General features: G+C 60.8%; 28 protein-coding genes and 1 tRNA gene. 14 read left to right on the forward strand and 15 right to left on the reverse strand.

What is annotated here, in order from left to right:
• Positions 1 to 32: 32 nt before the first annotated feature.
• Genes hpaE through J1G37_RS15390 form a run of 3 tightly spaced genes read right to left on the reverse strand, consistent with a single transcriptional unit; the run spans position 33 to position 2,970 of the window.
• On the reverse strand, positions 33 to 1,493 hold the full coding sequence (gene hpaE / locus J1G37_RS15380) for a 5-carboxymethyl-2-hydroxymuconate semialdehyde dehydrogenase (RefSeq protein WP_207043016.1): 1,461 nt from the start codon (positions 1,491 to 1,493) through the stop codon (positions 33 to 35).
• 5 nt (positions 1,494 to 1,498) lie between these two features.
• Positions 1,499 to 2,299, reverse strand: coding sequence for a fumarylacetoacetate hydrolase family protein (locus J1G37_RS15385; protein WP_207043019.1), 801 nt, complete (start codon positions 2,297 to 2,299; stop codon positions 1,499 to 1,501).
• Positions 2,296 to 2,970, reverse strand: coding sequence for a fumarylacetoacetate hydrolase family protein (locus tag J1G37_RS15390; protein WP_207043023.1), 675 nt, complete (start codon positions 2,968 to 2,970; stop codon positions 2,296 to 2,298). Before J1G37_RS15390 ends, J1G37_RS15385 begins: the two co-directional genes overlap by 4 nt.
• A 176-nt stretch (positions 2,971 to 3,146) precedes the next feature.
• Here J1G37_RS15390 and hpaA point away from each other — a divergent pair, with 176 nt between their 5' ends.
• The gene (gene hpaA / locus J1G37_RS15395; protein ID WP_207043024.1) at positions 3,147 to 4,049 is read left to right on the forward strand and encodes a 4-hydroxyphenylacetate catabolism regulatory protein HpaA; all 903 of its coding nucleotides are present in this window, start codon (positions 3,147 to 3,149) and stop codon (positions 4,047 to 4,049) included.
• Between the two features lie 147 nt (positions 4,050 to 4,196).
• On the opposite strand, the gene J1G37_RS15400 is transcribed toward hpaA, so the two are convergent.
• On the reverse strand, positions 4,197 to 5,453 hold the full coding sequence (locus J1G37_RS15400; RefSeq protein ID WP_207043025.1) for an OprD family porin: 1,257 nt from the start codon (positions 5,451 to 5,453) through the stop codon (positions 4,197 to 4,199).
• A 206-nt stretch (positions 5,454 to 5,659) separates the two neighbouring features.
• Here J1G37_RS15400 and hpaR point away from each other — a divergent pair, with 206 nt between their 5' ends.
• Both hpaR and J1G37_RS15410 read left to right on the forward strand, forming a co-directional pair.
• Positions 5,660 to 6,082, forward strand: a complete 423-nt coding sequence (hpaR, locus tag J1G37_RS15405; protein WP_207043026.1) for a homoprotocatechuate degradation operon regulator HpaR — start codon at positions 5,660 to 5,662, stop codon at positions 6,080 to 6,082.
• Between the two features lie 72 nt (positions 6,083 to 6,154).
• The gene (locus J1G37_RS15410) at positions 6,155 to 6,757 is read left to right on the forward strand and encodes a hypothetical protein (protein WP_207043027.1); all 603 of its coding nucleotides are present in this window, start codon (positions 6,155 to 6,157) and stop codon (positions 6,755 to 6,757) included.
• 82 nt (positions 6,758 to 6,839) lie between these two features.
• On the opposite strand, the gene J1G37_RS15415 is transcribed toward J1G37_RS15410, so the two are convergent.
• The 3 genes from J1G37_RS15415 to J1G37_RS15425 all read right to left on the reverse strand — a co-directional run bounded on the left by J1G37_RS15415 (position 6,840) and on the right by J1G37_RS15425 (position 8,232).
• The gene (locus tag J1G37_RS15415; protein ID WP_207043028.1) at positions 6,840 to 7,223 is read right to left on the reverse strand and encodes a fimbrial protein; all 384 of its coding nucleotides are present in this window, start codon (positions 7,221 to 7,223) and stop codon (positions 6,840 to 6,842) included.
• Complete coding sequence (locus J1G37_RS15420; RefSeq protein WP_207043030.1) at positions 7,216 to 7,806, reverse strand: hypothetical protein; 591 nt, start codon at positions 7,804 to 7,806, stop codon at positions 7,216 to 7,218. The genes J1G37_RS15415 and J1G37_RS15420 overlap by 8 nt, the downstream gene beginning before the upstream one ends.
• A gap of 339 nt (positions 7,807 to 8,145) precedes the next feature.
• Positions 8,146 to 8,232, reverse strand: a tRNA-Leu gene (locus J1G37_RS15425).
• Between the two features lie 221 nt (positions 8,233 to 8,453).
• Here J1G37_RS15425 and J1G37_RS15430 point away from each other — a divergent pair.
• Positions 8,454 to 8,921, forward strand: coding sequence for a hypothetical protein (locus J1G37_RS15430; RefSeq protein WP_242551600.1), 468 nt, complete (start codon positions 8,454 to 8,456; stop codon positions 8,919 to 8,921).
• 38 nt (positions 8,922 to 8,959) lie between these two features.
• Here J1G37_RS15430 and deoC read toward each other — a convergent pair whose 3' ends face one another.
• On the reverse strand, positions 8,960 to 9,640 hold the full coding sequence (deoC, locus tag J1G37_RS15435; RefSeq protein WP_207043032.1) for a deoxyribose-phosphate aldolase: 681 nt from the start codon (positions 9,638 to 9,640) through the stop codon (positions 8,960 to 8,962).
• Between the two features lie 142 nt (positions 9,641 to 9,782).
• On the opposite strand from deoC, the gene deoR reads away from it, so the two are divergent.
• From deoR to J1G37_RS15475, 8 genes are all read left to right on the forward strand, one after another.
• Entirely contained in the window at positions 9,783 to 10,541 is a 759-nt protein-coding gene (gene deoR / locus J1G37_RS15440) for a DNA-binding transcriptional repressor DeoR (RefSeq protein ID WP_207043034.1), read from the forward strand.
• A 154-nt stretch (positions 10,542 to 10,695) separates the two neighbouring features.
• The gene (locus J1G37_RS15445; protein ID WP_207043036.1) at positions 10,696 to 11,670 is read left to right on the forward strand and encodes a substrate-binding domain-containing protein; all 975 of its coding nucleotides are present in this window, start codon (positions 10,696 to 10,698) and stop codon (positions 11,668 to 11,670) included.
• 45 nt (positions 11,671 to 11,715) lie between these two features.
• Positions 11,716 to 12,732 carry a galactitol-1-phosphate 5-dehydrogenase gene (locus J1G37_RS15450; protein ID WP_347402347.1) on the forward strand — a complete coding sequence of 339 codons (1,017 nt, stop codon included), beginning with the start codon at positions 11,716 to 11,718 and terminating at the stop codon, positions 12,730 to 12,732.
• 91 nt (positions 12,733 to 12,823) lie between these two features.
• Positions 12,824 to 14,344, forward strand: coding sequence for an FGGY-family carbohydrate kinase (locus tag J1G37_RS15455; protein WP_207043038.1), 1,521 nt, complete (start codon positions 12,824 to 12,826; stop codon positions 14,342 to 14,344).
• Positions 14,341 to 15,315: a sugar-binding domain-containing protein gene (locus J1G37_RS15460; RefSeq protein WP_207043039.1), complete on the forward strand. Its 975-nt coding sequence runs from the start codon at positions 14,341 to 14,343 to the stop codon at positions 15,313 to 15,315. The genes J1G37_RS15455 and J1G37_RS15460 overlap by 4 nt, the downstream gene beginning before the upstream one ends.
• Positions 15,308 to 16,795, forward strand: a complete 1,488-nt coding sequence (locus tag J1G37_RS15465; protein ID WP_207043041.1) for a sugar ABC transporter ATP-binding protein — start codon at positions 15,308 to 15,310, stop codon at positions 16,793 to 16,795. The genes J1G37_RS15460 and J1G37_RS15465 overlap by 8 nt, the downstream gene beginning before the upstream one ends.
• A 4-nt stretch (positions 16,796 to 16,799) precedes the next feature.
• A complete protein-coding gene (locus J1G37_RS15470) occupies positions 16,800 to 17,828 on the forward strand; it encodes an ABC transporter permease (RefSeq protein ID WP_124524669.1) in 1,029 nt (342 codons plus the stop codon).
• Positions 17,829 to 17,840: 12 nt separating this feature from the next.
• Positions 17,841 to 18,515, forward strand: coding sequence for an HAD-IA family hydrolase (locus J1G37_RS15475; protein WP_207043043.1), 675 nt, complete (start codon positions 17,841 to 17,843; stop codon positions 18,513 to 18,515).
• Between the two features lie 76 nt (positions 18,516 to 18,591).
• Here the strand turns inward: J1G37_RS15475 and J1G37_RS15480 are convergent, their stop codons facing one another.
• Entirely contained in the window at positions 18,592 to 18,873 is a 282-nt protein-coding gene (locus J1G37_RS15480; protein WP_207043045.1) for a hypothetical protein, read from the reverse strand.
• Between the two features lie 134 nt (positions 18,874 to 19,007).
• Between J1G37_RS15480 and J1G37_RS15485 the strand changes: the two genes are divergently transcribed.
• Positions 19,008 to 19,466: a GFA family protein gene (locus tag J1G37_RS15485; RefSeq protein WP_207043046.1), complete on the forward strand. Its 459-nt coding sequence runs from the start codon at positions 19,008 to 19,010 to the stop codon at positions 19,464 to 19,466.
• 2 nt (positions 19,467 to 19,468) lie between these two features.
• On the opposite strand, the gene J1G37_RS15490 is transcribed toward J1G37_RS15485, so the two are convergent.
• Entirely contained in the window at positions 19,469 to 19,996 is a 528-nt protein-coding gene (locus tag J1G37_RS15490) for a DinB family protein (protein ID WP_207043048.1), read from the reverse strand.
• A gap of 125 nt (positions 19,997 to 20,121) precedes the next feature.
• Between J1G37_RS15490 and J1G37_RS15495 the strand changes: the two genes are divergently transcribed.
• Positions 20,122 to 20,814: a tellurite resistance TerB family protein gene (locus tag J1G37_RS15495; protein WP_207043050.1), complete on the forward strand. Its 693-nt coding sequence runs from the start codon at positions 20,122 to 20,124 to the stop codon at positions 20,812 to 20,814.
• Here J1G37_RS15495 and J1G37_RS15500 read toward each other — a convergent pair.
• The 5 genes from J1G37_RS15500 to J1G37_RS15520 all read right to left on the reverse strand — a co-directional run bounded on the left by J1G37_RS15500 (position 20,811) and on the right by J1G37_RS15520 (position 26,210).
• Complete coding sequence (locus tag J1G37_RS15500; protein WP_207043052.1) at positions 20,811 to 21,620, reverse strand: hypothetical protein; 810 nt, start codon at positions 21,618 to 21,620, stop codon at positions 20,811 to 20,813. The two genes, J1G37_RS15495 and J1G37_RS15500, sit on opposite strands and share 4 nt — an antisense overlap.
• Positions 21,621 to 21,638: 18 nt before the next feature.
• Complete coding sequence (locus J1G37_RS15505) at positions 21,639 to 21,986, reverse strand: DUF2493 domain-containing protein (RefSeq protein ID WP_207043053.1); 348 nt, start codon at positions 21,984 to 21,986, stop codon at positions 21,639 to 21,641.
• A gap of 63 nt (positions 21,987 to 22,049) precedes the next feature.
• On the reverse strand, positions 22,050 to 24,764 hold the full coding sequence (gene mgtA / locus J1G37_RS15510; RefSeq protein WP_207043055.1) for a magnesium-translocating P-type ATPase: 2,715 nt from the start codon (positions 24,762 to 24,764) through the stop codon (positions 22,050 to 22,052).
• A gap of 223 nt (positions 24,765 to 24,987) precedes the next feature.
• Positions 24,988 to 25,281, reverse strand: coding sequence for a hypothetical protein (locus J1G37_RS15515; protein WP_207043058.1), 294 nt, complete (start codon positions 25,279 to 25,281; stop codon positions 24,988 to 24,990).
• Between the two features lie 317 nt (positions 25,282 to 25,598).
• Complete coding sequence (locus J1G37_RS15520; protein ID WP_207043066.1) at positions 25,599 to 26,210, reverse strand: LysE family transporter; 612 nt, start codon at positions 26,208 to 26,210, stop codon at positions 25,599 to 25,601.
• Between the last annotated feature and the right edge of the window lie 232 nt (positions 26,211 to 26,442).

The following is a 26,442-nucleotide window of genomic DNA, read 5'->3' on the forward strand; positions in this document are numbered from 1 at the left end:
ATAAGTGAAGCCCGCCGCACACGGTGGTCCGGTTACACGCCCCAGCGCGGGATGTGGTGGCTGCCCATCGAGATGCACACGTTCTTGATCTCGGCGAACACCTCGAAGCTGTATTGGCCGCCTTCGCGACCGGTACCCGAGCCTTTCACGCCACCGAACGGTTGACGCAGGTCACGCACGTTCTGGCTGTTGATGAACACCATGCCGGCCTCGATGCCACGCGCCAGGCGATGGGCCTTGCCGATGTCCTGGGTCCAGATGTAGGAGGCCAGGCCGTATTCGGTGTCGTTGGCCAGCTGCAAGGCTTCGGCTTCGTCCTTGAAGGGGATCAGGCACACCACTGGCCCGAAGATTTCTTCCTGGGCGATGCGCATCTTGTTGTTCACATCAGCGAACACGGTGGGCTGGATGAACTGCCCCTTGGCCAGGTGCGCGGGCAGGTTGGCCGGGCGCTCAAGGCCGCCCGCCAGCAGGGTGGCGCCTTCTTCGATGCCGATCTTGATATAGCCGGTGACCTTGTCGTAGTGGGCCTGGGTGATCATCGAGCCCACTTGGGTCTTCGGATCTTGCGGGTCACCGACGATCAGGCGCTTGGCCCGCGCGGCGAACTCGGCGACAAAGGCCGGGTACACGCTTTCCTGGATGAACACCCTGCTGCCGGCGGTGCAGCGTTCGCCATTCAACGAGAAAATCGTGAACAGCGCCGCGTCCAGCGCGCGCTCCAGGTCGGCATCTTCGAAGATCACTACCGGCGATTTGCCGCCCAGTTCCATCGAATACTTTTTCAGCCCGGCGGTCTGCATGATCTTCTTGCCGGTGGCCGTACCACCGGTGAAGGAAATGGCGCGCACATCGGGATGCCGCACCAGCGCGTCACCGGCGGTCGCGCCGTAGCCCTGGATAATGTTGAGCACGCCATTGGGGATGCCGGCCTCGACGGCCAGGCGCCCCAGTTCATTGGCGGTCAGCGGTGACAGCTCGGACATTTTCAACACGGCGGTATTGCCCAGCGCCAGGCACGGCGCCGTCTTCCAGGTGGCCGTCATGAACGGCACGTTCCACGGCGACACCAGGGCGCATACACCCACCGGCTGGTACAGGGTGTAGTTGAGCATCTGGTCATCGACCGGGTAGGTGTGACCGTCCATGCGGGTGCACACTTCGGCGAAGAAATCGAAGTTGTGGGAAGCGCGTGGGATCAACACGTTCTTGGTCTGGTGGATCGGCAAGCCGGTGTCCAGGGTTTCCAGTTCGGCCAGGTGCGGCACGTTCTGCTCAATCAGTTCGCCGAGTTTGCGCATCAGCTTGGCGCGTTGCGCCGCCGGGGTATTGGCCCACTTGGGGAAGGCTTCCTTGGCGGCGGCCACGGCTTGTGCGACTTCTTCGGCACCGCCGCTGGCCACCTCACCAATCGCCTCGCCGGTGGCGGGGTTGTAGTTGATGAAGACGTCTTTGCTTTCGACTTCGCGGCCGTTAATCCAGTGCTTGATCATGCTGTTCACGCCTCTTGCTCAGCGAGTTTTTTGTTCTTGAGAGTTTGCTGCTTGAAGAATTCGGCTTCGCTGACAATCCGGTTGACCAGGCGGCCGACGCCCTCGACTTCCACGATCACTTCATCGCCCGGCACCACATCGGCGAGCCCTTCCGGGGTGCCGGTGGCGATCATGTCGCCCGGTTGCAGGGTCATGAAGCTGGACAGGTATTCGATCAAGTAGGGGATGTCGAAAATCATGTCTTTGGTGCTGCCTTCCTGGCGCAGCTCGCCGTTGATCCAGGTGCGCAGCTTCAGGTTGGAGGCGTCGGGCACGTCGGCCACGTCAACGATCCACGGACCGACCGGGGTGGTGGCGTCGCGGTTTTTCACGCGCAGGTTGGGGCGGTAGTAGTTTTCCAGGTAATCGCGGATCGCGTAGTCGTTGCATAGGGTGTAGCCGGCCAGGTAGTCCAGCGCATCCTCACGCTTGACGTTGCGGGCGGCTTTACCGATGACTGCCACCAACTCGCACTCGTAGTGCATGTAGGCGACGTTGTCCGGGCGCCAGGTGATCTGTTCGTGGCCGGTGTAGGTGCCCACGGATTTCACAAAGGCGAGGGGTTCGGTCGGCGGCGCGAAGGCCAGTTCCGCTGCGTGGTCGGCGTAGTTCAAGCCCAGGGCGAACATGCTGCCAGTGGCAGGCGGCAACCATTCGACGGCGCTGGCCGGGATGCGGCGGCCGTCGGCGAGGTGCAGGGTGTTGTCGTCGCCTTCCACGGTTGCGGCATGAATGGCGCCTTCAAAACGGATACGTGCGTGTCTCATACAGTGGCCTCCTGCTCGGCGACGATGTGATTGACCAGGCTACCCAGGCCGCTGATCTGCACTTCGACCCGGTCACCCGGCAGCACGTCGACGCGGCCTTCCGGCGTGCCGGTGATCAATACGTCACCGGCGTGCAGGGTCATGAATTCAGTGATTTCGGCAATCAGTTGCGGGAGGCTGCGCACGAAGTTTGCCGTGGAGTTTTCCTGGCGCAGTTCGCCGTTGACCCACAGCTTCAGGCTCAGGTCGTGGGGGTTTTTAACTTGGTCGCGGGGAATCAGCTCCGGGCCAATCGCGCAAAAACCATCACGGCATTTGGCCTTGACCGCCGGGCGGTAGTAGCTGTCTTCCGGCAGGCTGAACTCGTTGACGATGGTGTAGCCGGCCACGTAGTCCAGGGCCTGCGCCTCACTGACGCGGCTGGCGTCTTTGCCGATCACCACGCCCAGCGCCGGGCCGGGTTGCAGGTGTTGGATACCCGCAGGGTAAATCACTGCCTGATCATGGCCGTTGCGCGTATTGGGCGTCTTGATGAACAGCACCGGTTTGACCGGCGGCTGCTTGTACGGCGCTTCGTGGAATTGAGCGAGATGCTGATCAACCAGACCCTGGTAGTTCAGTGCAACACCGAACAGGGTGCCGGTCGCAGCGTCATGCAAGGCACGGCTCATGCTTTTCTCCTGGCAGGGACGGGGCGCGGTTGGCCTCGCCTCAATTGTTAATGTGTTAACGTTATAATTAAGATGTTAACGATCGTCAAGGCCTGCGCTGGTGGCGAAAGTCTTTTCGCAGGCGCACCATGAGCGGCGCTGCAGGCGATACCGATAAAAATAATGAGTACAGACAGATGAATGATCGTCACCCGATCCCCAACATCAACATCGGGCAGGTCTACGACCAGCGCTACAGCGACAGCGAGGTGCACTACGACAAGCTGGGCAACCTCGCCGGCTTTTTCGGGCGCAATATGCCGGTGCATCGGCACGATCGATTTTTCCAGGTGCACTACGTCAAAAGCGGCGCGGTGCGTGTCTACCTTGACGACCAGCAATACCTGGAGTCGGGGCCGATGTTTTTCCTCACGCCGCCGACGATCCCCCATTCGTTCGTCACCGAAGCCGACAGCGACGGGCATGTGTTGACGGTGCGCCAGCAACTGGTCTGGCAATTGATCGAGAGTGACCCGCAATTGGCACCGGGCCCGCAATTGGCGGCGGCCTGTGTTGCGCTGGATCGGCTGGCCCCCGAATATCAGGGCGAAGCGCGGCGCTTGGCGTTTTTGTTCGAAGAGTTGCGCGTCGAGATGAACAACACGGCGGCAGGTCACAGCGCGGCGCTGTTGAGCCTGACGCGCTTGATCATGATCAGCCTGTTGCGGCTGTGCGCCAATTCCCTGGAGGCAACGCCCGCGCGCCATGAGGATTTGCAGATATTCCATCGCTTCAATGAGCTGATCGAAGCCCACTACCTTGAGCACTGGGCATTGGCGCGTTATGCGCAGGCCGCAGGTGTTACGGAGGCAAGGCTTAATGACGTGTGCCGGCGTATCGCCGACTTGCCCTCCAAGCGCCTGGTGCTTGAGCGCGTCATGCAGGAAGCCAAGCGTTTGTTGCTGTTTACACGGGGTTCGGCCAACGAAATCTGCTACCAGCTGGGCTTCAAGGACCCCGCTTACTTCAGCCGTTTTTTCCAGCGCTACGCCCACATGACCCCGGGGGAGTATCGGCAACGTCAGGCGGGTTTGCGCTAGCGTCAGCATCGGTCTGTTCCGTCTTCATCCAACGGCTGCGAAAAAAAACCGCGCAGAGCGCGGCTGAAGAAAGAGAGACCCATGCTGATGGATTTTATGCGGCACGAACATGCGCTTTACGGTGGATCGATTGCACTTTCCACGTCTTTAGAACAGCGACAGGTTGTAGCCCACGATCAGCCGGGTTTCGTCGATGTCGGTGGTCAAGCCGCCGCCGGAGCGCAACGTCGCATTGCGCAGGCGGATGTTCAGGTTCTTGAAGGTTCCACTCTGCACCACGTAGCTCAGGTCCGTGTCGCGCTCGCGCTCGGTGCCGCCACTGACGCGGTTGGTGTCGATGTGGGAGCCGCTGACGTAACGGGTCATGAAGGTCAGCCCCGGCAGGCCCATGGCGGCGAAGTTGTAGTCATACCGCAGCTGCCAGGCGTCGGTTTCGGCTTTGGTGAAGACGTTGATCGTGACCAGGTTGACGGAGTAGGGGTCAAGGCCCGGGTAGGCGAAATCACCTTGGCCCGACAGGTTCTGATACCCCACGCCGAGTCGATGACCGCCGATGCTCAAGCTTTCCATGCCGTTGAAAAACCGGTTGTTGATCCGCCCGCCATCCACGCGGGTGGCGGCGCGCAGGCGGTGGTCGCCGTCTTCACGGGTGACGAAATAGCGTAGGTCCGAGCGCAAGCTGACCCCACCGCCCAAGGGCATATCGTGGGTGAAACCGGCGAAATCCTGGCTGTAGATGTCCTTCATGCGCGCATGGTAATAGCTCGCGGTGAGCGTCGGGGTCAGCGCATAACTGCCGCCGGCAAGGTCCAGATAGCGGGTGTTGACGCCGGCGTAACTCATGGAATCGTTGCTGCTGGAGTCGCGCAGGTTCTGTTGTTCCAGGCGGCCCAGGTTCACGGTCAAACCGTCGAATTCCTTGGAGGTGATGAGTTCGCCGCTGTAGGTGGAGGGCAGCAGGCGCGTGTCGTTGAACGCGGCCACCGGCAGTTGCGGTTGCAGGGTGCCCACTTTCAACACGGTCTGCGACAAGCGCACTTTGCCGGTCAGCCCCAGCTCGCTGTAGCTGTCGGGCGCCCGGCCACTGGCGCCGTAAGGCAACAGGCCGGTGCCATGGCGGTCCGGGCTTGAGTCAAGCTTGAGCCCCAACTGGCCCAACGCATCCAGGCCGAACCCCAGTGTGCCGTCGGTAAAGCCGGACTCGTAACGCAACACCAGGCCCTGGGCCCATTCGGTGGCTTGGCTTTGCGGCGCGTTGGCTTGGCGATAGTCGCGGTTGAAGTAGTAATTGCGGGTTTCCAGCGTGGCCTTGCTGTCCTGGATAAAGTCGGCAAAGGCCTGGAACGGGAGGGCGGTGGTGCACAGGCTCAATGAGGCCAAAGCACTGCGGGTGCTGACGCGCATGGGGTGATTCCTTGTTGTTTTTATTGGGATCGTTGGCAGGGACTATGGATGCCCTTTTGTGTCGTTAACATATTATCGATAATGCAAAAAAGCAAAGCCTTCCTGCGACACTTCGTGTGGGTCGAAGCGACATGCCATCTGCCGCGCTGTTGCACCCGAGGGCCGTCGACCTTAATCTGGCCGCTCTTCCACAGCGCGCACACGAAATGGCCAATCCCAGACCTTCTCTGACCCTCACATTGCTCCAGGCACGCGAGGCCGCAATGGCCTTCTTCCGTCCAGGGCTCAACGAACACGACCTGACCGAGCAGCAATGGAGGGTGATCCGCATCTTGCGTCAGCAGGGCGAACTGGAAAGCCATCAGCTGGCCAACCAGGCGTGCATTCTCAAACCCAGCATGAGCGGCGTCCTGAAACGCCTTGAGCGCGATGGTCTGGTAACACGGCGCAAATCCAGCGAGGATCAGCGGCGTATCTTTCTCAGCCTGACGGTGCAGGGGCATCAGTGCTTCCTGTCGATGAGCGAGGGCATGGAGCGCGGCTATCTGGAAATCCAGCGTCAGTTCGGCGAAGACAACATGCAGCAGTTGCTTGAGTTGCTGGGCGAGCTGAAAAAGATCAAGCCTTGATGTGGCAGTGTGGGACGATCAAACGAAAAAACCGCCAGGAGGCGGGTTTTAAAGGGGGCCGTGGAGGGATCCATGAAAAAAACTATCGTCATGCTTTTACTGGTCATTCTCGGATGTGGAGCAGCCGCTTATAGATGGAGCGAACTGCATAGCCGGGATAACGTGGCAAAAGCGTCATCACTGGTGTCCAGGCATTTGCTTGCGTTTAAACGGGAACCGAAACTAGACCTGTCCAGCTACTTGGCGCGCGGTGAAGATGCTGAGAAGGAGCTGACGGCCGACCTGCTTGAGATGCAATCTGCCGATTGGTCGGGCGCCGAGACGAAAAGAGAGGCGGCAATAGAGTTCACCACTCGCGCCTTGAACGTCATACGCACCCAGACGCGCTTTCGTAAGGCAAATTTGCGGCTCGGTATAACTGCACGGCGTCTGCAAGAGGATGAGCGCGCGCTAGCCCAAGAGACGGATCCGAACCTCAAGGCCCTGGCAGCTGAACGCCTGCAAGCCTACAAGGATAAGTACGTGCAGGAACGGTACGAGTATTACCATCAAGAGGCTGCTCTTGGTATGCACAGTGAGATGCTGCTAAGGGCAAATGAGGGGGTTAAAGTTGCATTCGGTGAAGATTATGGGCTGGATGTAACGACTCAGGAATTTATGAAGCAGCTTTTCTAGCCTTGCGTTTATGCCCCTGATAGAAGTCTCCATAGGGTTGAGCTTCTACTTTCACAGTGCGCTGGACCTCAAGCACTGCTCACTATAGGTAGCTCATTATGAAAGTGACTGATGAGTTTGCGGTCCCTGCCTCAACATAGGCATTGGGTAATCGATAGTAAGCAGCGGCTAGCGGGATTTTAAAGCCAGTGGCAGAGGTGTTGAATCCATTAAATGAATAAGGGGTGTCTAGCGCAATAGGTTGCCCGGTCTCATCCATTAGTTTTAGTCCTATCCCTTTGGCTGTTGAGCTGGAGTCAAGTGCTACCATGCCCGTTCCAGCATCGATGACATGGGTATTGGCTTTGATGGCATAGTTGACTTTCTTGATTCCAGTTTGGCACTCGTTGAGGTCAATATTGAATTTAACCGAGCGAGGTGCATCACCCGCATTGTCGAAATCCATTATGCGATAGTCATCACCCATTTTGGACTGACACATTAGGGGATTTACAGGATGCGGCATTTAGATTGATAGGATTGATCAGGTTAAATTTAATGAATACCAGGTCGGTGGTTTGAAAATTGCCGAGGAGGCCTGCTGGAACTGGGGTTTCTGATATTAGTTCTTCGGTTTTTATGATCTCAAGTGTGAAGGCTTCCATCCCGGTGCGGTAGTCGCCTGGAAGTAGATCCACCGAATTAGGCAGGTATGGCAATTCTGGTTTACCCGTTCCTATACGAAATGAAAGCCCTGTTTTACCCAGAGGGTAAGTAGTGTCGGAGGCAGGTGTGCCCAAGGCGGGGTTCATGGTGAGGCCATACTTGGTTGTCGCATTGCATTTGAAATACGGATCTCTCGCGCTGAGACGCTGCGTGAAGATAACGGTGCCAATGGGCGCATCTCGGGGGACGGGCATACTTTCACTGCCCAAACTGGCACCGAAATTCAACGTCTGCTCGCTATGACCATAATCGAACTTGCAAGCCGCCATTGCGCCTGACGAACACAAGAGTGTTGTAATCGCGATGTTGTGCATTACGAATGCTGAAATTTTCGAGGGAATCATAACTGCTCGTTTTGATGATTTTTCCAAGATTGACAGTCGTTCGGGGTCGCGAACATCAGACAATCCTGAGTTCGTGCGCATCTGTTGCTGGGTGACTGGTTTTTGGGGTTAAGGCGGCAAGAATCCAACTCGCCTATTAGCACTCGAGAACGCGACGTACGATGGTTTGAAAGAGATTTACCTTGATCGCTGAGACGCTCCGGTTTTCCCGTTTGCAGCTTGTCTGGTATTCAGTCGGCAGGACGCCGGAAGGCTGGAATTGCGGAACAGATTCATAAATTGCGGAACAGAAACACAAAGGGCCTGCATGAAGTTAATCACGCAAGCCCTTGATATAGATGGTGCCCGAACCCGGAATCGAACCGGGACGCCCTTACGAGCGGGGGATTTTAAGTCCCATGCGTCTACCAGTTTCGCCATTCGGGCGGTAGCGCGTTGTTGCAGGGTTGGGAATATATAGGCCCAGGCGCTTCGGTGCAAGGCCGAGGGGCAGCTTTATTGCACCAAGGCGCAGAAGAAAAACCTCGATAGATCAGTGATCTACGCGGATATTCCGAGGGGAAACAGAGGATTCCTACGGTGCGGGAACAAGATTCATATCGTGCAGTCATAGCGATATGCCATCTCGGCAGTCTGGAAAGGAATCAATGATGCTCAGTGTTCGCAAGCGTGCCTGGATGATTGCTGCAAGTGTTGTGGGGATGTTGGCGGGTGCGGCGCAAGCGGCAGATACGGTGCAGTGGGGGGTGTTTGGTGCGTCAAGCGGCGACCGGCTGACCGGCGCCTCGCAGGAGGGCGGGAACGGGTATGTCCTGAAGACCTCGGCCATCTCCGTGGGTGACATCGAAGGCCTGCTAGCCAGCCAAAAGCGTACTGATACCGACCTGCAAAACGTGAAAAGCAAACTGGATGCCCAAGGCCGCGAGTTCGACGAGTTCAAGCGCAAGAACGGCTCCAGTTCCAACGCCAGTGACAGTCAGTTATCGGATCTCAAGCGCACGGTGGCAGATCAAAAAAGCACGATCGAGCGACAAAAGAGTGATATCGACAGCCTCAAGCGCAGCCTGGACGACTTGAAGCGCAGTGTAGATACCTTGAGCAGCAAGGTGAAGTAACGCGTGCTGGAGCGAGCCTGCTCGCTCCAAGCCAGGTCTTAGTAGGCGCCTGCCACCGCCGTCGCGCCGCTGACAATCGCGATCCCGGAGCTGCTGCCCAGTCGCGTCGCGCCCGCTTCGATCATCGCGTGGGCGGTCGCCACGTCGCGTACGCCGCCGGAGGCTTTCACGCCGATCACCGGGCCAACCACTTCGCGCATCAGGCGCACATCGGCCAATGTCGCGCCACCATGGCCGAAGCCGGTGGAGGTCTTGACGAAGGCGACGTTCAACTCCCGGCAGATCACACAGGCCTGGGTCTTCTGTTCATCGTTGAGCAGGCCGGTTTCCAGGATCACTTTGAGTGGTACTTCGCCACAGGCCTTGAGCACTTGGGCAATGTCATCGCGCACCAGGTCCAGCAGGCCGTCCTTTAACCAGCCGATGTTCAGCACCATGTCGATTTCCCGCGCACCGGCCTGGATCGCCAGGTGGGCTTCATGGGCCTTGGCGGCACCGAGGCCTGCCCCAAGCGGGAAGCCCACAACGGCGCACACCAACGACGGCGCGCCCGCCAGGCACTCGGCCGCCAGCGGCACATTGGCACTATTGACGCACACGGACTTGAAGCCATATTGACGGGCCTCGTCGCACAGCAGGCGAATGCTCGCCTGGGAGGCGTCGGCGGCTAATAAGGTGTGGTCGATGTAGGCGGCGAGGGAGGAGGCGTCTTGGGGCATGGCAGAAGTCCTGTGGGAGAGGGTGCTGGCAAAAGCCGGTTTGTGTTAAGTTGAATGCATTAAATGTGAAATAAATAACATTGTAAATGGATTTTGTGAGCCGTTTTGTCATTCGGCCGCAATCGATCAGGGTGAAAGCGCAGTGGATTCAAAGAAAACCGAACGATTCAAAGCCATGCACCGCGCCCTGCAAGGCGAGGCCGCGGTACACCTGCGGGATATGGCGGCGTTGCTGGGGGTGTCGGAAATGACCCTGCGCCGCGACCTCGTGGACAACGCCCAGGGCCTGCGCCTGCTGGGTGGCCACGTCACGCGCAGCGGTGCGCCTGAGCCGGATTATCAGGTGGCTGAGCAGGACCTGCGCAATATCGCCGAGAAGCGCCAGATCGGCCAACGTGCCGCCAGCCTGGTGCGCCCAGGCGATACGATCTTCATCGATTGCGGCACGACCACGCCGTTTATCGTCGATGCATTGCCCGACGACCTGGAGTTCACCGCGCTGTGCAACTCCCTGAACGTGCTGCTCAAGCTCCAGCAAAAGCCGCTGTGCACGGTGATTGTGTGCGGCGGCATGCTCGATCGGCGCAACCTCGTCTTCGAAAGCCGCGCCGAGGCCGGGATTGTCGATGGCATCCGCGTCGCCTGGGCGTTTATCTCCGCCGCCGGGGTCAGCGCGGCCCATGGCGTGACCTGCTACAACCTCAATGAAGTCGACGTGAAGCAGCGGGTGATGGCGCGGGCGCAGACCTGTGTGCTGGTGGCCGACCACAGCAAATTCGATCAGGTGCGTGCGGCGCATTTTGCAGAGCTGGCGGATTTTCAGCGGGTCGTCAGCGACCCGGCTTTGTCCCAGGCCCACCAGCAAATCATCCAGGAGGGCGGAGCAACACTGATGGTGTGATTTTTATATCGTATGTTTGGATTCTAACAAAATAGCCTTGACACCTTCGGGCACAAGGCATAGTTTTTCAAATGTGATCGCGGTTCACATTTGTGAGCACGGCCTCCCTGAAGGTCGCGCCCGAATCCAGACAACAATAAAAATAGGAATCACCATGCTACAGATAGCCCGTAAACCTGTTCATGTGCTGTCCCTTGCTTTGGCTGTCGCGGCCTCGGTGCTGGCGTTGAACACCCAGGCCAAGGACCTGAAGATCGGTTTCAGCCAAGTGACCCTCCAATCCCCTTTCTATGTGCAACTACGCGATGGCGCCAAAGCCGCCGCCGCCAGGGACGGCGACGAGCTGATTTTCCTCGATGCCAACGGCGACATCAGCAAGCAGAACAACGATATCCAGGACTTGCTCACCCGCAAGGTCGACGTGCTGATCATCAACGCCGTCAACCCGGATGCCGTGGGCGCCTCCCTCGAAGCGGCCAAGCGCGCCAAAGTGCCAGTCATTGCCGTGGACCGCGCCATCAACGCGCCCGTCGCCGCCACCATCGGGCGCAACAACGCCGAGATGGGCGAGCTGTCCGGCAAGGCGCTGGTGGCGGCCCTCAAACAAAAAGGCGTGGTCAACGGCAAGATCATCGAGATCCAGGGCGATGCCGGCGGCACGGTGATGAAAGAGCGCCGCAAAGGCTTCCATACGGCGCTGGCCGGTACCGACTTCAAGATCATCGACGGCCCCTACAGCGAATACATGCGCGCCAACGCAGTGACCGCGATGCAGGATCTGCTGCAAGCCCACCCCGACCTCAAGGCGGTGATCGCCCACAACGACGACATGGCCATGGGCGCCCTGCAAGTGCTCAACGAAAGCGGCAAGAAAAACGTACTGGTCGCCGGTGTGGATGGCCTGTCGGAAGCCATCAACGCCATCCAGAACGGCGATCAATACGTCGCCACTGCCCTCAACGACCCACGCTACCTCGGCGAGGTTGCGATTGAAGCGGCGCGTGGCTTGATCAGCGGCAAGACCATCCCGGCGTTTGTCGATGCCGGTACCAAAGTCGTGACCAAGGCCGATGCGGCCGAGATCAAGCACGACGCCACCTTCGGCGAATACCGTCCCGGCGCACTCTGAGTCGCGCTGAACACCTACATTGCCTATCCAACAGGGGAATTCACTGTGAAAGCTGCCGTCATGTACAAACCGGGTGATATCCGGGTCGAAGACGTTCCAAAACCTGGCGTAAAACCTGGCCATGCCCTGGTGCGTGTCGCTGCCTGCGGCGTGTGCGGCTCGGACATCCCACGCATGTTGAGCAAAGGCGCCCACGTGATGCCGCTGATCTGCGGCCATGAGTTCGCAGGCTTTATCGAAGAGATCGGCAGCGGCGTCGAGGGTTACACCCTCGGTGAACTGGTGACCGTGCCACCGATGATTCCCGATGTGACCAGCGACCAGTACGCCCGTGGCTTCCCGTCCCGTTGCGAGCGTTACGACTACTTTGGCAGCCGCCGCGATGGCGCCTACGCTGAATACGTCAACGTACCGCTGAGCAACCTGATCAAGGTGCCGGTGGGCATGGACCCGATTGCCGCGTCCCTGGTGGACCCGGCGGCGATTGCCCTGCATGCCATCTGGAAGTCGGACTTCAAGGCCGGGCAGAGCGGCGCAGTGGTCGGTTGCGGGCCGATTGGCCTGTTTGTGATCCAGTGGCTGCGCATCATGGGCGCCAAGGACATCGTCGCCATCGATATTGCCGAAGAAAAACTCGCCATGGCCCGCGAGGCCGGTGCGACCCACACCTTGCTCAGTGGCGCTGCGGATGCTGACCTGCCACGTTGCCAGTTGGTGATCGAAGCGGCGGGCCATCCCAGCTCGATCAACCAGGCGGTGCAATTGACCAAGGCCGGCGGCCACGTGGTGTTTATCGGTATTCCTGCCGGTGAAGTGCCGTTGAGCACCGCGACCTTCTCGCACTTTCTGCGCCAGGAAATCTCCCTGCACGGCGCCTGGAACTCGTTCTCTGCACCGTTCCCGGGGGATGAGTGGACCGCCTCCATCGACAAGCTGGCCTCGGGTGACTTGCAGTGGAAATTCATGATCACCCACGACCTGCCGCTGACCGAATTGCCGTCGATGTTCCAGCGTTACGCCGACCGTAGCGAAGTGGCAGCCAAGGTGATTTTCCGCCCTTGACCCACGCTTGCTTGGCCCCGCCCTGCAACGCCCGCCGTTGCAGGGTTTAAAACAAAAAGCGTCGGCAGCACAAGACGCAGGAGGACGACCGATGACCTTGTTGTTGGGACTGGATTTCGGAACAGGTGGCGTGCGGGCCGGGTTATACGACCTGCACAGCCACAAACTGGTGCAGGTGGCCGAGGCGCCCTACACCACGCAATACCCGCAGCTGGGCTGGGCCGAGCAGGCGCCCGCCGACTGGTGGTCGGCATTGGGCAAGGCGTGCCGGCAGCTGATGAGCCAGGCCGGGCATCCCCAAGTGGCGGCGGTGTGCGTCGCCACCACCGCTTCAACGGTGGTCGCTGCACAAGCGGATGGCCAACCCCTGGCCCCGGCGCTGTTATGGATGGACTGTCGTGCCGCCGTCGAGTCGGCGCGCACCGCGCACATCAGCCACCCGATGATGAACCAGGGCGGCGACGCGGTGGAGTGGCTGGTGCCCAAGGCCATGTGGCTGGCCGAGCACGAGCCTGAGGTGTATCGGCGTGCCGCGCGGATCTGCGAAGCGGTGGACTGGATCAACTTCCAGCTCACCGGGCGCTGGGTGGCTTCCCAACTCAACGCCAGCTGCAAATGGAACTACGACACGCTGCAACAACGCTTTCCCGTGGAGCTGTATGCCGAATTGGGCATCCCGGAACTGGCGCAAAAGCTGCCGCCGGAAGTGATCAAGGTCGGCGGGCGCATCGGCCCCCTGACCTCTGATGCGGCCAATCACCTGGGGCTGAGCCGTGACACGCTGGTGGCGCAAGGCGGCATTGACGCCCATATGGCCATGCTCAGTGCCGGTACCACCGGCGCTGGCGAATTGCTGTTTATCGGTGGCACGTCGGTGGTGCAATTGATGCATACCCCCAAGCGCATCGATGTACCCGGTATCTGGGGGCCCTATCCCGACGCGTTGCTGGACGGCCAATGGCTGATGGAAGGCGGGCAGGTCTCGGCCGGTTCGATCCTCAATTGGCTGGCACAAAAGATGTTCGGCCTGGATGACGCCGGCCATCAGCAATTGATCCGCCAGGCGGGTGCGTTGCAACCGGGCTCCACCGGCCTGCTGGTACTCGATTACTGGATGGGCAACCGCACGCCTTATCGTTCACCGGATATGCGCGGCGCGATCATGGGCTTGTCCCTCAATCATGACCGGCACGACCTCTACCGCGCCTCGGTGGAAGCCATCGCGCTGGGCTCGGCGAATATTTTTCACACTTGGCGCAGCGAAGGCATCGAGATCACCCGTGTGGTCGCCGCCGGTGGGTTCCAGAAGAACCCGCTGTGGTTGCAGGCCACCGTCGACGCTACTGGTGTGCCCTTTGAGATGGTGCCCCACGACAACCTCACGCTGATCGGCACCGCCGCCGCGGCGGCATGCGCCCTCGGCGAGTTCACTGACTTGCAGCAAGCCGCCACCGCTTTTACCACCGTCGGCCGCCTGATCGAACCCGACCCCTATGCCCACGAGCAGTACATCGAACTGCTCGGCCGTTATCGCGCCGCCACCGACAGCGTGGCGCCCATCAGCTGCAAGCCGCCCGCCAACCGTGTGCTCGGCGTAAGGCCGGCAGCATGAGCGCCGAATCGCTATCACCCAAGCTCACCGGCGACTCCCAGCGCGACGACTTGATGGTGCAGGTCGCCAAGCTGTACTTCGACCTGGAAAAGACCCAGAGCGAGATTTCCAAAGAAACCGGCCTGACCCGCTGGCAAGTCAGCCGCTTACTGCGCGAGGCGCGGGATTGCGGCGTGGTGCGCATCGATATCGTCGCCCATTCTGCGCGTGTGCCTGCGCTTGAGGTGGCGTTGCAGCGCCGCTTCGGCCTGCGGGAAACCCTGGTGCTGGACGTTGAGGACGACGACGCCCTCAACGTGGTTACCCAAGCCGCGGCGCGCTACCTGTGCAACCTGCAACCCCAGCCCGCGCTGATCGGCGTTTCCTGGGGCCGCACCCTGACCAAGATGGCCCAGTGGCTGGTGCCGCGCTGGAACGAAGGGGTCAATGTGGTGTTGCTCAATGGCGCGATCAATACGCGCTCCTCAGGCGAGCCCAACCATAACGTCGCCGAGCGTTTTGCCCAGGCTGCCCGCGGCCAGGCCACCTTGTTGCCGGTGCCGGCGATCCTGGGGCATGCCCATACCCGCGAAGCGCTGGAGCAAGACCCGGTGATCGCCGCGGTCATGCGCCTTGGCGAACAGGCGCCGGTGGCGTGCTTCAGCCTTGGGGAGTTGTCTGATCATTCGGTGCTGATGGAGTCCGGCTACATCGACCGGCCTTTGCTCGCCGAACTGGAACGCCTGGGGGCCGTCGGCGACATCATGGGCCGCTTTATCGGCATGGACGGCGAGCCTGTGCTGCCGGAGCTGGACGCCCGCACCCTCGGCCTGCGCCTGTCCGCCCTGCGGGAAAAAGACTGGTCGATTGCCGTGTGTGTCGGCGCCCACAAGCACCGCATCGTCCACGCCTGCGTCAAGGCGGGCTACGTCAATGTGCTGGCCACCGACGCCGCGACCGCCCGTTATTTGCTGGAGCAGGATCATGAATGAGTTGGCCCTGGAAATTCGCCATGTCAGCAAGCGCTTTCCGCCGAATGTGATTGCGTTGACTGATGCGTCCCTCGACCTACGCCCCGGTGAAGTGCACTGCCTGCTGGGCGCCAACGGCGCGGGCAAAAGCACGCTGTTGAAGATCGTCGCCGGCGCCCATCGCCCGGATGGCGGCAGCCTGTCCATTGCCGGCAGCCCGGTGGAGTTGAAGAACCCGCAACAGGCGCGTCAGGCCGGGATCGCGATGATCTACCAGGAACTGGACCTGATCCCGCAGATGACCGTCGAAGAAAACCTGATGCTCGGCTACGCGCCACGGCGTTTCGGCATGATCGACCGGCGCAAGCGCAGCGCGTTGGCCAAGGCCGCGTTGCTGCGCGTCGGGGCAAACTTTGCCAGCACCGACCGGGTGGGCAGCCTGTCGATTGCCAACCAGCAACTGGCAGCCATCGCACGGGCATTGACCTGCGAGGCCAAGGTCGTGGTGATGGATGAACCGTCTGCCGCCCTCAACGAAACCGAACTCAAGCAGGTGTTCCAGGTGATCCGCGAAATCACCGCTGCCGGTGTGGCGGTGTTGTACGTGAGCCACCGGCTCAACGAGATTCGCGAAATAGGTGACCGCGTGACGGTATTGCGCGCCGGGCGCACCTTGCAGACTCATGAACTGGCACAGATCGACGACCAGGCGCTGATTGCGGCGGTGGTCGGCGAACACCGCGACCTGCTGGAGCGCAGCCCGCGACAGGCGCCGCGTGAAGCGCTGGCCCTGGATATCCGTCGGCTGCAAGGCGCGCAAGGATTGGACGTACGCGCGTTGCAAGTGCGCCAGGGCGAGATCGTCGGCTTGGCCGGCCTGAACGGCGCGGGCCGCAGCACCTTGCTCAAGGCGTTGTTCGGGGTAGGGCGCAATGACAGCGATGTGGAGCTGTTCGGCGAACCCTATCGGCCACTGACCTCACGCCAGGCGATCCGCCAAGGCGTCGGGCTGGTCCCGGAAAACCGCAAGACCGAAGGCCTGCTGCTGGACGCGCCGATCTACCGCAATGCCTGCCTGGTGCATGCACGGCATCTGCGCTGGTTTTCCCACCGCCAGGCCAAGGACCGCGCCGGTCCGGTGCTGCAACGCCTGCAAACCAAGCTGGACAACCTGGAGCAACCGGTGCGTCAGCTTTCCGGTGGCAACCAGCAGAAAGTGGTGATGGCCAAGTGGGTGATCGACGGTGCGCGCCTGCTGCTGCTGGACGAACCGAGCCGTGGCCTGGATGTGGGCGCCAAGGCCGACCTCTATGCCCTGGCCCGCAGCCTGGCACAGGAAGGCGCGGGCGTGCTGGTGGCCAGCAGTGAGCTGGATGAGTTGTACGTCAATTGTGACCGGATCTGGGTCATGCACGAGGGGCGCAACGCAGTTTGTTTCGACCCATTGAATGCCAGTCGCGACCAGATCGACCAGGCCATCCTTATTGGTAAAAGAGTGTAGAGCCATGACTATCGCCAGTAACCCCACACCCGTATTCGACAAGCCCGTGACCCTTGCCGCCAGCCGCCGCAGCGCCGTGCTGGAATGGGTGATGCGCTACAACTTTGTGTTCATCTTCCTGTTTGCCGTGGTGGTGGCAACGTTTTTGTCGGATGACTTCCTGACCTTCGGCAACATCGCCAACCTGTTCCAGCAAGGGGCCATTGTGGGGATTGTCGCCATCGGCATGACCTTTGTGATCCTGACCGCCAATATCGACCTGTCGGTCGGCAGCCTGTGTGCCTTCGGCGGCATCCTGGTGGCGGTGCTGTTGCAGAACCAGGTCAGCGGCTGGCTGGCAGTGCCGGCCACCTTACTGGTGGGCTTGGCCATCGGCACCTTGATGGGCAGCCTGACCGTATTTGGCAAGGTACCCAGCTTTATCATCACCCTGGCCGGGTTGGTGTCGCTGCGCGGGGCTACCTTTCTCGCCTCCGACGGCGCGCCGATCGGCGGCTTGCCGGCCAGCTTCACCGGGTTTGGCTCGTCGATGATCGACATCCTGCCGAGTGCCGGCATCGTGTTTCCGGTCCTGGGGCTGATCTTCATCCTTATCACCCTGATCGCCTGGCTGGTGCTGCGCTATACCGTGTTTGGCGAGTATGTGCTGGCTACCGGCGGCAACCTGGAAGCCGCACGCTTGTCCGGTGTGCCGGTGCGGGCGGTGACCATTGGGGTGTTTGCCATCTGCGGCGCATTGGCGGCATTTGCCGGGTTGTTGATGACCTCGCGGCTGCACGTGGGTCAACCCACGGCCGCCCAAGGCCTGGAGCTGGACGCTATCGCCGCCGTGGTATTGGGCGGCACCAGCCTGTTCGGCGGGCGCGGCAGCGTGGTGGGCACGGCAGTGGCGGTGATGCTGCTGCAAGTGCTGCGCAATATCTTCAATTTGCTCGGGCTGGGTTCGTTTTATCAAATGGCGATTACCGGCGTGATCATTGTGTTGGCCATCCTGCTCAACCGCTTGATCGACCATTACGCCGGACGCACTTGAGGATAACGACGGATGAATGCACCACAGATCAAGGCCGTGATCTTCGATATGGATGGCTTGTTGCTCGACACCGAGGGCGTCTATACCGAGGTCACCCAAATTATTTCCGACCGCTACGGTGGCCGGGCTTTTGACTGGCAGTTCAAACAGCACACCATTGGCCTGGGGGCGTATGACCTGGCGAGCTACATCGTGCGTTCGCTGGAGCTGCCGATCAGCCCCGAGGCGTTCCTGGAACTGCGTACACCGCTGATGAACGAACGTTTCCCCCGCGCCGGCGCCATGGCAGGGGCCGAAGCCCTGGTGCGACACCTGTCGGCCAAAGGCGTGCCGATTGCGGTGGGTACCAGCTCATCGCGGCATTACTTCGATTTGAAGATCAGCCGTCATCGGCAATGGTTCGGTTTGTTTGATGCGATTGTCACGGCGGACGACCCACACGTCGGCGCGGCCAAGCCCGCACCGGACATTTTCCTGGTGGCAGCCCAACGCCTGGGCGTGGCCCCGGCGGATTGCCTGGTGTTCGAGGACTCACCGTTTGGCATTACGGCGGCGAAGGCGGCGGGGATGTATGCGGTGGCGGTTCCTGATCCTGCGATGCCGGATGAGAAATTCCAGCATGCTGACCATCGTCTCGTCAGCCTGGAAGCCTTCGAACCCGTTTCGTGGGGCTTGCCCGCCTACTAAAAAGCACCGCAAGTCCCTGTGGGAGCGGGCTTGCCCGCTCCCACACAAGCCCACTCCCATATAAAGGGTATGCACATTAGACAAATGGCTGCCCGCTGAACCCCCGTGGCAAACGCTGCAAGCCGGGCAGGTCGGTGAGGCGCTGTGTCCACGCACTGCGCCAGTCGCCGGTGGTGTGGGTTTTAGCGCGGCGGGCGCTGCGGCGGGCCGCGTTGCGTTGGGTGCGGCGGGCTTCCTTGTAGGCATCGGTGTTGCGGCAGGTACGGCACTTGACCCGGTTCAGCTCGGTGCTGGAGGGGAGGTTGGTGCCGTGGTGGCCGCAGGCAAGATGGCCGGCAACCTTGAAGTGAATGACCATAGGAGCATCTCCTTCTTATAGGGGAGGGCAGGAAGGTTTTTCCCGGTGCCTCAATGTTGTGACCCCACCTGCACAGCCGCGTTCGCTTTAGTTTGGTACCCTGACGCGCACCCAATCATAAAAAGGAAGCAATGATGAGCGTCGAAACCCTGCCACACGAGGGCAGTTGCCGCTGCAATCGCGTGCGTTTCAGTGTCAGCGTGGCCCCGGTGATCACCATGGCGTGTCACTGCACCGGCTGCCAGAAAATGTCCTCCAGCGCGTTCTCCCTCAGCGCCTTGATACCGGCTAGCGGCTTTACCGTGACCGCTGGTTGCCCGGTGATCGGCGGGTTGCAGGGCGTGGACCGTCACTACTTTTGCCCCCATTGCATGAGCTGGTTGTTTACGCGCCCCCATGGCATCGATGAGTTCGTCAATGTGCGCGCCACCTTGCTGGATAACGCCAGCGACTACGTGCCTTTCATGGAAACCTGGACCCAGGAAAAACTGGTCTGGGCCACCACCCCAGCCGTCGAAAGCTTTGCGCAATTGCCGCAGCCAGAGGCGTTTCCGCGCTTGTTGCAGGCCTACGCCGAGTTCACCGCGCGCTGAGTTCAGTCAATCAAGGCCAGCAGGTCGGTGTCGCCCACGTCCACACCGGCCTGGCTCAGCAGCGTGGTCACTTGGCCACGATGATGGGTCTGGTGGTTGAAGAAGTGCAGCAACAAGCTGGAAAAGTCCTTGTTGGCCGCGACGCCGCGCATGTTGTGGTAGTGCAAGCGCTGGTCTAGCTCGGGCGCTTGCAGGGTGTTGACCCAATCGATGATCAATCGATCCAGCCACACGCGATAGGCCGCGAGTGTGCGCAGGTCGGCAAAAGCCAAGTGCTTGAGATCACTTGGCATGGCGACAGCCTCCAGCGGTACCAGCGCCAAATAACCCGCCGGGTGTTGGGCAAAGCGCTTGAGCCACACCGTATCGCCAAGGGCCAGGTGGTTCAGCGTGCCCAGGATCGAGCCGAAAAAGGCCCGTCGATCTTCCAGCAGTTGCGCGTCCGTGAGGTGGCTGGCGGCGTCATACACCTTTTGGTTCATCCACTGGTTGTAGCTTGCCATCAGCGTGATGTGTTCAATCCGGTTCACGGGGTTGCTCTCTTGAAAGCGTGGTGGCGCCATCATAAGCCGCGCCCGCCCGGCGGTCATGGTGTTCCGGCAGGCACGGGCTATGGTTGTTAGACGCCAACAGTGCGCCCTCGGAGGGTCACAGCATGAACACCAGCGATCTACTGGAACAACTCCTGCGCGCCGGGCAACAGGGCGGGGGCGCCTCGGGCGGTGGACTGGGTGGCCTGCTCGGCGGTTTGCTGAAAGGCACCAGTACCGGCAACGCCTCGGCCGGTGGTGGTTTGGGCGGACTGTTGGGCGGGCTCGGCGGCCTGCTGGGTGGCGGTGCGGCTGCACGCCCTGCACAAGGGCGCTCAGGCGGGATGAATTACGCGGCACTGGCCTCGTTGGGCATGATGGCCTTCCAGGCGTATCAGGCCTGGCAGAGCCAGCAGGCCAGCCAACCGCAAGCCGCCTTCCAGACGGCGGACCAGCTTGACGGCCCCGAAGCCGAAGCCCATAGCCATGCGGTACTGCGCGCCCTGATCGCTGCTGCCAAGGCCGACGGGCGTATTGATGAAAAAGAGCAGCAGATGATTTCCAACGAGCTGCGCCAGCACACCGACGACCCGCAGCTGCAACAGTGGCTCGACACCGAAGTCGCCAAGCCGCTGGATGCTGCGGATTTCGCCGAGCTTGCCGGCGACCCGGCCGTGGCTGCCGAGGTGTACCTGGCCAGCGTGCTGCTGGTGGACGACCAGCAGGATGCCGAACGCAATTACCTTGACGACCTGGCGGCGCAACTGCAACTCGACCCGCAGTTGCAGCTGCACCTGGAGCAACAGGCCAAAGCCTAGAAGCGCAACGTGGCGCCGGTGGTCAGCCATTGGTCGCGGTCACCGCTCAGGCTGCGCCCGACGATCAGGTCCACATCGACAAACTCGCCAAGGTGCAGGCGCGGCCCGGCTTGCCAGGCCTGGTCGCCGCCGCGCTGGCCGTAACGCTCGCCGATCAGCGTGAGGGCTGGCGCCAGTTGATACTCGAAACCGCTGCCCCAGGTCAGGCGGTGGTTTTGTTCACCGTCATCATAGGCATGGGTCCAGCCGGCATTCAGGTTCAGGCGCAGCGACTGCAAGGGCTGCCAGGTCAATGGTACGTTCAGGTCCGCACCATCAAAGGCGTGCCGACGATCCAACGCAACGTGCGCCCCGGCGGCCACGGCCATCTCCAACCCCAAGTCTTCCCGCGACAACACCTGCGCCTTGAGTTGCGGGCTGATCTGGCTTTCGCCTCCAGCCCGCGAAAGTGCCGCGCCCCATTGCACGGAGGGCAAGGCGCTGAAGGTGCACGCGGGAGACAGTGTTTCGCTGTGGCTGCTGCCCTCGTAGCGGTTGGCGCTGAACCAGGCGTCCACGTTGCAGGTGCCCGGCGCATTGATTGCGCCATCGTCGACCACGTAGGCCCCGCCAGCGGCATGGGCCTTGGACAGCAGCGCTATCAGCAACAGCATGGCCAGAGTCAGGCCGATAAATACCAGGTTGCGCCGTAGTGCACGGCGTTTGGCCGGCGGCAACAGCAACAAGGTGTGGCGTGCGCCGCGATAGTGACGCGCACGGTATTTGGCAAACCCATCCGGGCGTTGCGGCGTGTGTTTGTTGTGCATGATGCACCTCGCGTGAGTTCAGCTTTCTACGGTCAGCACCGAAATGCCGCTGGCTTTGGCCTGGCAGACCAGCTCCGACGTGTCGTCACCACCTGGCAGGGCGATGACCACGTCGGGCTGGCTGTCGGTCAGCATGAAATGGTTGCGCTGGCGTTCCGCCTGTTTGCCGTGGCGTTGCCAGTTGGACGGGTAGCGCACCACGTCGATGCCCAGTTCCCGCGCCCACTCCTCGACGTCGCTGCCCAGGAACTGGTTGCCGCCGTGGATCAATACCTGCACCGGGCGCAGGCGGTGGTAAGCGTCCAGCACTTGGCGGGACTTCTTGGTGTCGGCGTAATGACGACCTGCACAGATCAAGACGCGCATATTCGAATCCTTGTGATGCACGGTGACGGCCGGGCGACCGCCACCGTTTGAACGGCGGGGGGATCAGTACCACTGCTTGAAGCGGCGGATGTAGATCGTTTTCATCAGTTGCGCCACGCAGCAGTAGCTGAGCAGGGTGCCCACCAGCCATGGGAAGTACGCCAGTGGCAGCGGTTGCAGGCCGACCAGGGTGCCCAGAGGCGAGAACGGCACGTAGATGCCCAGCGCGATCACCACGCAGGTCATCATCAATACCGGCCATGCGGCGGTGCTTTGGAAGAACGGGATCTTGCGGGTGCGCAACATGTGCACCACCAGGGTTTGCGAGAGCAGGCCCTCGATAAACCAGCCGGACTGGAACAGGGTCTGCATCTCCACGCTGTTGGCGCTGAACACGTACCACATCAGCGCAAAGGTGGTGATGTCGAAGATCGACGAGGTCGGCCCGATCCAGATCATGAAACGGCCGATGTTTTTCGCGTCCCACTTGCGTGGCTTGGCCAGGTATTCCTTGTCCATCTTGTCCCACGGCAGGGCCAGCTGGGAGATGTCGTACATGAGGTTTTGCAGCAGCAGGTGAATCGCCAGCATTGGCATGAACGGGATAAACGCACTGGCCACCAGCACCGAGAACACGTTGCCGAAGTTGGAACTGGCGGTCATGTTCAGGTACTTCATGATATTGCCGAAGGTTTCGCGGCCCTTGAGCACGCCTTCTTCCAGCACCATCAGGCTCTTTTCCAGGAGGATGATGTCCGCCGATTCCTTGGCGATGTCGGTGCCGCTGTCCACCGAGATACCCACGTCAGCGTCGCGCAGCGCCGGTGCATCGTTGATGCCGTCACCGAGGAAGCCCACGGTGTGGCCGTTGGCTTGCAGGGCCTTGAGCACCCGGGATTTCTGCAGCGGGGTCAGCTTGGCAAACACTGTGCGTTCTTCCACGCGGCGCAGCAGGGTGGCGTCGTCCATCGCTTCGATTTCTGCGCCGAGCAGCGGCTGGCCGGGCTCCAGGCCAACCTGGCGGCAGATCTTGCTGGTGACCACGGCGTTGTCGCCGGTCAGCACTTTGACCGCAACACCGATTTGTTGCAGCGCGGCAATCGCCGGGCCGGCGGTTTCCTTCGGCGGATCGAGGAAGGTCAGGAAGCCCTGGATCACCAGGTTGCGTTCATCGGCAGTGGTGTATTGCTGGCGGGCCAGGGCCTTGGGAATGTTGCGCGTGGCGACGACCAGCACGCGGAAACCGTCTTCGTTGTAGTCGTTGGCCAATGCCAGCAACTCGTTGCGACGGCGCTCATCCAGCGGCACGGCGTCGCCGCCTTCCATGACGTGGGTGGAAATGCCCAGCATCTCTTCCACGGCGCCCTTGCACACCAGCAACTGATCATCGGCCGCATCCTTGACCACAATGGACAGGCGACGGCGCACAAAGTCGAAGGGCAATTCATCCACCTTGCTGTAGGCAAACGGCACCTGGAACTTCGGATTTTGTTCCGAGAACTGCACCACGGCCTGGTCCATCAGGTTTTTCATGCCGCTTTGGTGATGGCTGTTGAGCCACGCCAGGGACAGCACCGTGTCATCGCGTTGGCCAAAGGCGTTGACGTGATGTTCGAGGATGATCTTGTCCTGGGTCAGGGTGCCGGTCTTGTCGGTGCACAGCACGTCCATCGAGCCGAAGTTCTGGATCGCGTTGAGGCGCTTGACCACCACTTTGCGCTTGGCCATCGCCGTGGCGCCCTTGGCCAGGTTGGCACTGACGATCATCGGCAGCATTTCCGGGGTGAGGCCGACGGCAACCGCCAGGGCGAACAGGAACGCATCGCCCCAGTCACCCTTGGAGAAGCCGTTGAGCAGGAACACGATCGGCACCATCACCAGCATGAAGCGGATCAGCAGCCAGCTGACGCTGTTGACCCCACGGTCGAACGCGGTCTGCACCCGCGAGCCGACAATCGCCTTGGCCAGCGAGCCAAAGTAGGTGCGTGGCCCGGTGGCAACCACCACGGCCTTGGCCCGGCCGCTGACGACGTTGGTGCCCATGAAGCAGATGTTCGGCAGGTCCAGCAGGTTGCCCTGGTCGGCGGCTGGGGGCGCGGCGGATTTTTGCGTGACGTCGCCGAGGGTGTCGTACTTTTCCACCGGCAAGGCTTCGCCGGTGAGCACTGCCTGGCTGATGAACAGGTCGCGGGATTCGATCAGGCGGATGTCGGCCGGGATCATATCGCCAGCGGATAGCTGCACGATGTCGCCGGCCACCAGGTCTCGCATCGGCACTTCGCGCAGGGTCGGCTGGGCACCAACTTGTTCGCGGCGCAGCACGGTAGCGGTGGTGCGCACCATGGCTTTCAAGGCTTCGGCGGATTTCGCCGAGCGGTGTTCCTGCCAGAAACGCAGCAGGCTGCTGAGCAGGACCATGGTCATGATGATGATGACTTTGGTCAGGTCAACTTCTTCACCGGCTTGCAGCGGCAGCCAATAGTCGGTGACAAAGCTGATGCCGGCCAAGGTCAGCAGCACGTAGATGAACGGGTTGTTCAGCGCTTGCAGGAACTGCACGATGGCGTGGGGCGGCTTGTCATGGGCGACTTCGTTGTAGCCTTCGCGGTGCAGGCGTGCAGCGGCGTCCAGTTCGGTCAGGCCATCCTGGGTGGCACGCACGTTGGCCAGGGTGGCCGACAGGCCGTTGTGGGCTTCGCGGGCGGCGCGCATCGACAGCTTGGTGTCGGCGTCGGTGGTGGTTTTCTTGTGCAGTGGCGTGTTTTTTACGGCGCTCATGGTGTGTACTCCTGTCGCCAATTCTCGACAAAACATACCCGGTACTTACCTGCTGACAGGCGAGCGAAAGCATGCCGAGCCGCGGACTTCGCGATCGGTTCAATAGAATATCTGAATGACTTTTTGTTGCTGCGTTAGTTAAATGGCGCGCAGCGAATTACAACTGGGATAGTTCATAAAGAACTCCAGGCTATTAATCAGTTAGTTGCTGTTTCCAGTGGAATTAAGCGGCGCGCGCGCTCAGGTAGAAACCGAGCAGCAGACCGGCTTGTGCCAGGCTGGAAACCTTCGGTCTCTGTGGGTCCTGCGGGTCGGCTTGATCCCAGTGCTGCACCAATTGGCCGCTTTGTGGGCAGATACGCCAGTGCGCCAGCGGGTGAGCCGGGCGCACTTGAGGGGAGGGTGTGGCAAAGGCTGCGCGGGTCGGGGAAAACCCCATAGGCTCGCGGCACAGCTTGGCGCGCAGGGCTGCGGCTAGCGTGCGAATATCATGTAAAACAAAGGCTTGGAAGGTCATAACACACCTCGGGACCGGACGGGCGACCGGTGAGGCAGTTACGGTGGAGCATCGAGCTCTAGCGCAGCTTACCGGACCGGAACGCGAGTCCTGTCATATTCTGGGTTGGGCGCCCGATGCCCGCAAAGGCGGTGCTCGGACAGCGACTAGATACTGTGTCCATTGGCTTCTTTTGTGAGGTTTAAAAAAGGCCCCAGTTGCGGGCACGGGCAATCTACTCAGACAGTTACAAAATGTCAACGGATGATTAATTAAATTATCCGCTGTTCAGAGTTTATTCAGATAAGAGGCACTTGGAAGTTGTTCGATATATAACTTCATATGCCCTGTGCCGCGAGAATGGCCAGATAGATCAATACCACGCCACAGGCGCCGTAACTGATGCGCTGCCAAGTGGGCGAGGCGTTCTGGCGCAACAAGTTCACCAACCCGGCAATCAGAAAGCACGACAACACTGAGGCAAGCATGAACCCGGCAAAAAACATCAGCGTCTGCCCATGGCTCGGCGTAGCGCCGACGATGCCCGACAGCGCGCTGCCGAGGGCGCCCCAATAGACAATGTTTTTCGGGTTGGCCAGGGAAATCGTTGCACCCACCGCCAATGCATTCTTCGCCGAGCTGGCCGGTGCGCTGTCAGCCTGCGGCAGATTCCACGCATCCATCAGGCTGCGTGCGCCGAGCCAGGCCAGGTACAGCGCGCAGGCAACGGTCAGCGGCACGCGCACGGCGTCATGCTGGATCAGCAGCGCAATGCCGGTGAGGCCAATCACCGCCCAGACCGCGTCGCCCACCAATGAGCCAATCTGTACCAGCAACGCGGGGGTGAACCCCTGGAGCAAGCCACGGCGCAGGGTCTCCGCCAGCACGGCGCCGGGGGACAGGCAAAACACAAAACCAAATACCAGCGCGTAAAAGAAGATCGTCAGCATGCCCGCGCCCTTTCGAGAAAGGGCACGAGCATAGCCAGATTGGGTAGGGCAGTTCTAGTTTTTGCGATTAAAATTCCCACATTTTGACTTGTGAACCCGCTCAAATGTGGGAGCAACTGTCTTGGCAGCTTTTCAAAAAGCATCATTAAGGCAGCCATAAAACCGCCCACAGCCTATGCCGTGTACTACTCCACTAGTGATCGCGTAGTTGATTACGCTACGCGATCGCTCC

The organism is Pseudomonas sp. Marseille-Q1929 (genome assembly GCF_017316265.1).
Lineage (GTDB): Bacteria > Pseudomonadota > Gammaproteobacteria > Pseudomonadales > Pseudomonadaceae > Aquipseudomonas.

What these genes read in the sequence shown, in the direction of transcription:
- J1G37_RS15465 (WP_207043041.1), top strand. Translation starts at nt 15,308, where the DNA reads ATGAATGAGTTGGCCCTGGAAATTCGCCATGTCAGCAAGCGCTTTCCG.
- J1G37_RS15520 (WP_207043066.1), bottom strand. Translation starts at nt 26,210, where the DNA reads ATGCTGACGATCTTCTTTTACGCGCTGGTATTTGGTTTTGTGTTTTGC.
- hpaR (WP_207043026.1), top strand. Translation starts at nt 5,660, where the DNA reads ATGGCCAATCCCAGACCTTCTCTGACCCTCACATTGCTCCAGGCACGC.
- J1G37_RS15455 (WP_207043038.1), top strand. Translation starts at nt 12,824, where the DNA reads ATGACCTTGTTGTTGGGACTGGATTTCGGAACAGGTGGCGTGCGGGCC.
- J1G37_RS15410 (WP_207043027.1), top strand. Translation starts at nt 6,155, where the DNA reads ATGAAAAAAACTATCGTCATGCTTTTACTGGTCATTCTCGGATGTGGA.
- deoC (WP_207043032.1), bottom strand. Translation starts at nt 9,640, where the DNA reads ATGCCCCAAGACGCCTCCTCCCTCGCCGCCTACATCGACCACACCTTA.
- J1G37_RS15385 (WP_207043019.1), bottom strand. Translation starts at nt 2,299, where the DNA reads ATGAGACACGCACGTATCCGTTTTGAAGGCGCCATTCATGCCGCAACC.
- J1G37_RS15485 (WP_207043046.1), top strand. Translation starts at nt 19,008, where the DNA reads ATGAGCGTCGAAACCCTGCCACACGAGGGCAGTTGCCGCTGCAATCGC.
- J1G37_RS15400 (WP_207043025.1), bottom strand. Translation starts at nt 5,453, where the DNA reads ATGCGCGTCAGCACCCGCAGTGCTTTGGCCTCATTGAGCCTGTGCACC.
- J1G37_RS15420 (WP_207043030.1), bottom strand. Translation starts at nt 7,806, where the DNA reads ATGATTCCCTCGAAAATTTCAGCATTCGTAATGCACAACATCGCGATT.
- J1G37_RS15515 (WP_207043058.1), bottom strand. Translation starts at nt 25,281, where the DNA reads ATGACCTTCCAAGCCTTTGTTTTACATGATATTCGCACGCTAGCCGCA.
- J1G37_RS15390 (WP_207043023.1), bottom strand. Translation starts at nt 2,970, where the DNA reads ATGAGCCGTGCCTTGCATGACGCTGCGACCGGCACCCTGTTCGGTGTT.
- J1G37_RS15480 (WP_207043045.1), bottom strand. Translation starts at nt 18,873, where the DNA reads ATGGTCATTCACTTCAAGGTTGCCGGCCATCTTGCCTGCGGCCACCAC.
- J1G37_RS15460 (WP_207043039.1), top strand. Translation starts at nt 14,341, where the DNA reads ATGAGCGCCGAATCGCTATCACCCAAGCTCACCGGCGACTCCCAGCGC.
- J1G37_RS15495 (WP_207043050.1), top strand. Translation starts at nt 20,122, where the DNA reads ATGAACACCAGCGATCTACTGGAACAACTCCTGCGCGCCGGGCAACAG.
- J1G37_RS15430 (WP_242551600.1), top strand. Translation starts at nt 8,454, where the DNA reads ATGATGCTCAGTGTTCGCAAGCGTGCCTGGATGATTGCTGCAAGTGTT.
- J1G37_RS15505 (WP_207043053.1), bottom strand. Translation starts at nt 21,986, where the DNA reads ATGCGCGTCTTGATCTGTGCAGGTCGTCATTACGCCGACACCAAGAAG.
- J1G37_RS15500 (WP_207043052.1), bottom strand. Translation starts at nt 21,620, where the DNA reads ATGCACAACAAACACACGCCGCAACGCCCGGATGGGTTTGCCAAATAC.
- hpaE (WP_207043016.1), bottom strand. Translation starts at nt 1,493, where the DNA reads ATGATCAAGCACTGGATTAACGGCCGCGAAGTCGAAAGCAAAGACGTC.
- mgtA (WP_207043055.1), bottom strand. Translation starts at nt 24,764, where the DNA reads ATGAGCGCCGTAAAAAACACGCCACTGCACAAGAAAACCACCACCGAC.
- J1G37_RS15475 (WP_207043043.1), top strand. Translation starts at nt 17,841, where the DNA reads ATGAATGCACCACAGATCAAGGCCGTGATCTTCGATATGGATGGCTTG.
- J1G37_RS15445 (WP_207043036.1), top strand. Translation starts at nt 10,696, where the DNA reads ATGCTACAGATAGCCCGTAAACCTGTTCATGTGCTGTCCCTTGCTTTG.
- hpaA (WP_207043024.1), top strand. Translation starts at nt 3,147, where the DNA reads ATGAATGATCGTCACCCGATCCCCAACATCAACATCGGGCAGGTCTAC.
- J1G37_RS15470 (WP_124524669.1), top strand. Translation starts at nt 16,800, where the DNA reads ATGACTATCGCCAGTAACCCCACACCCGTATTCGACAAGCCCGTGACC.
- J1G37_RS15415 (WP_207043028.1), bottom strand. Translation starts at nt 7,223, where the DNA reads ATGGGTGATGACTATCGCATAATGGATTTCGACAATGCGGGTGATGCA.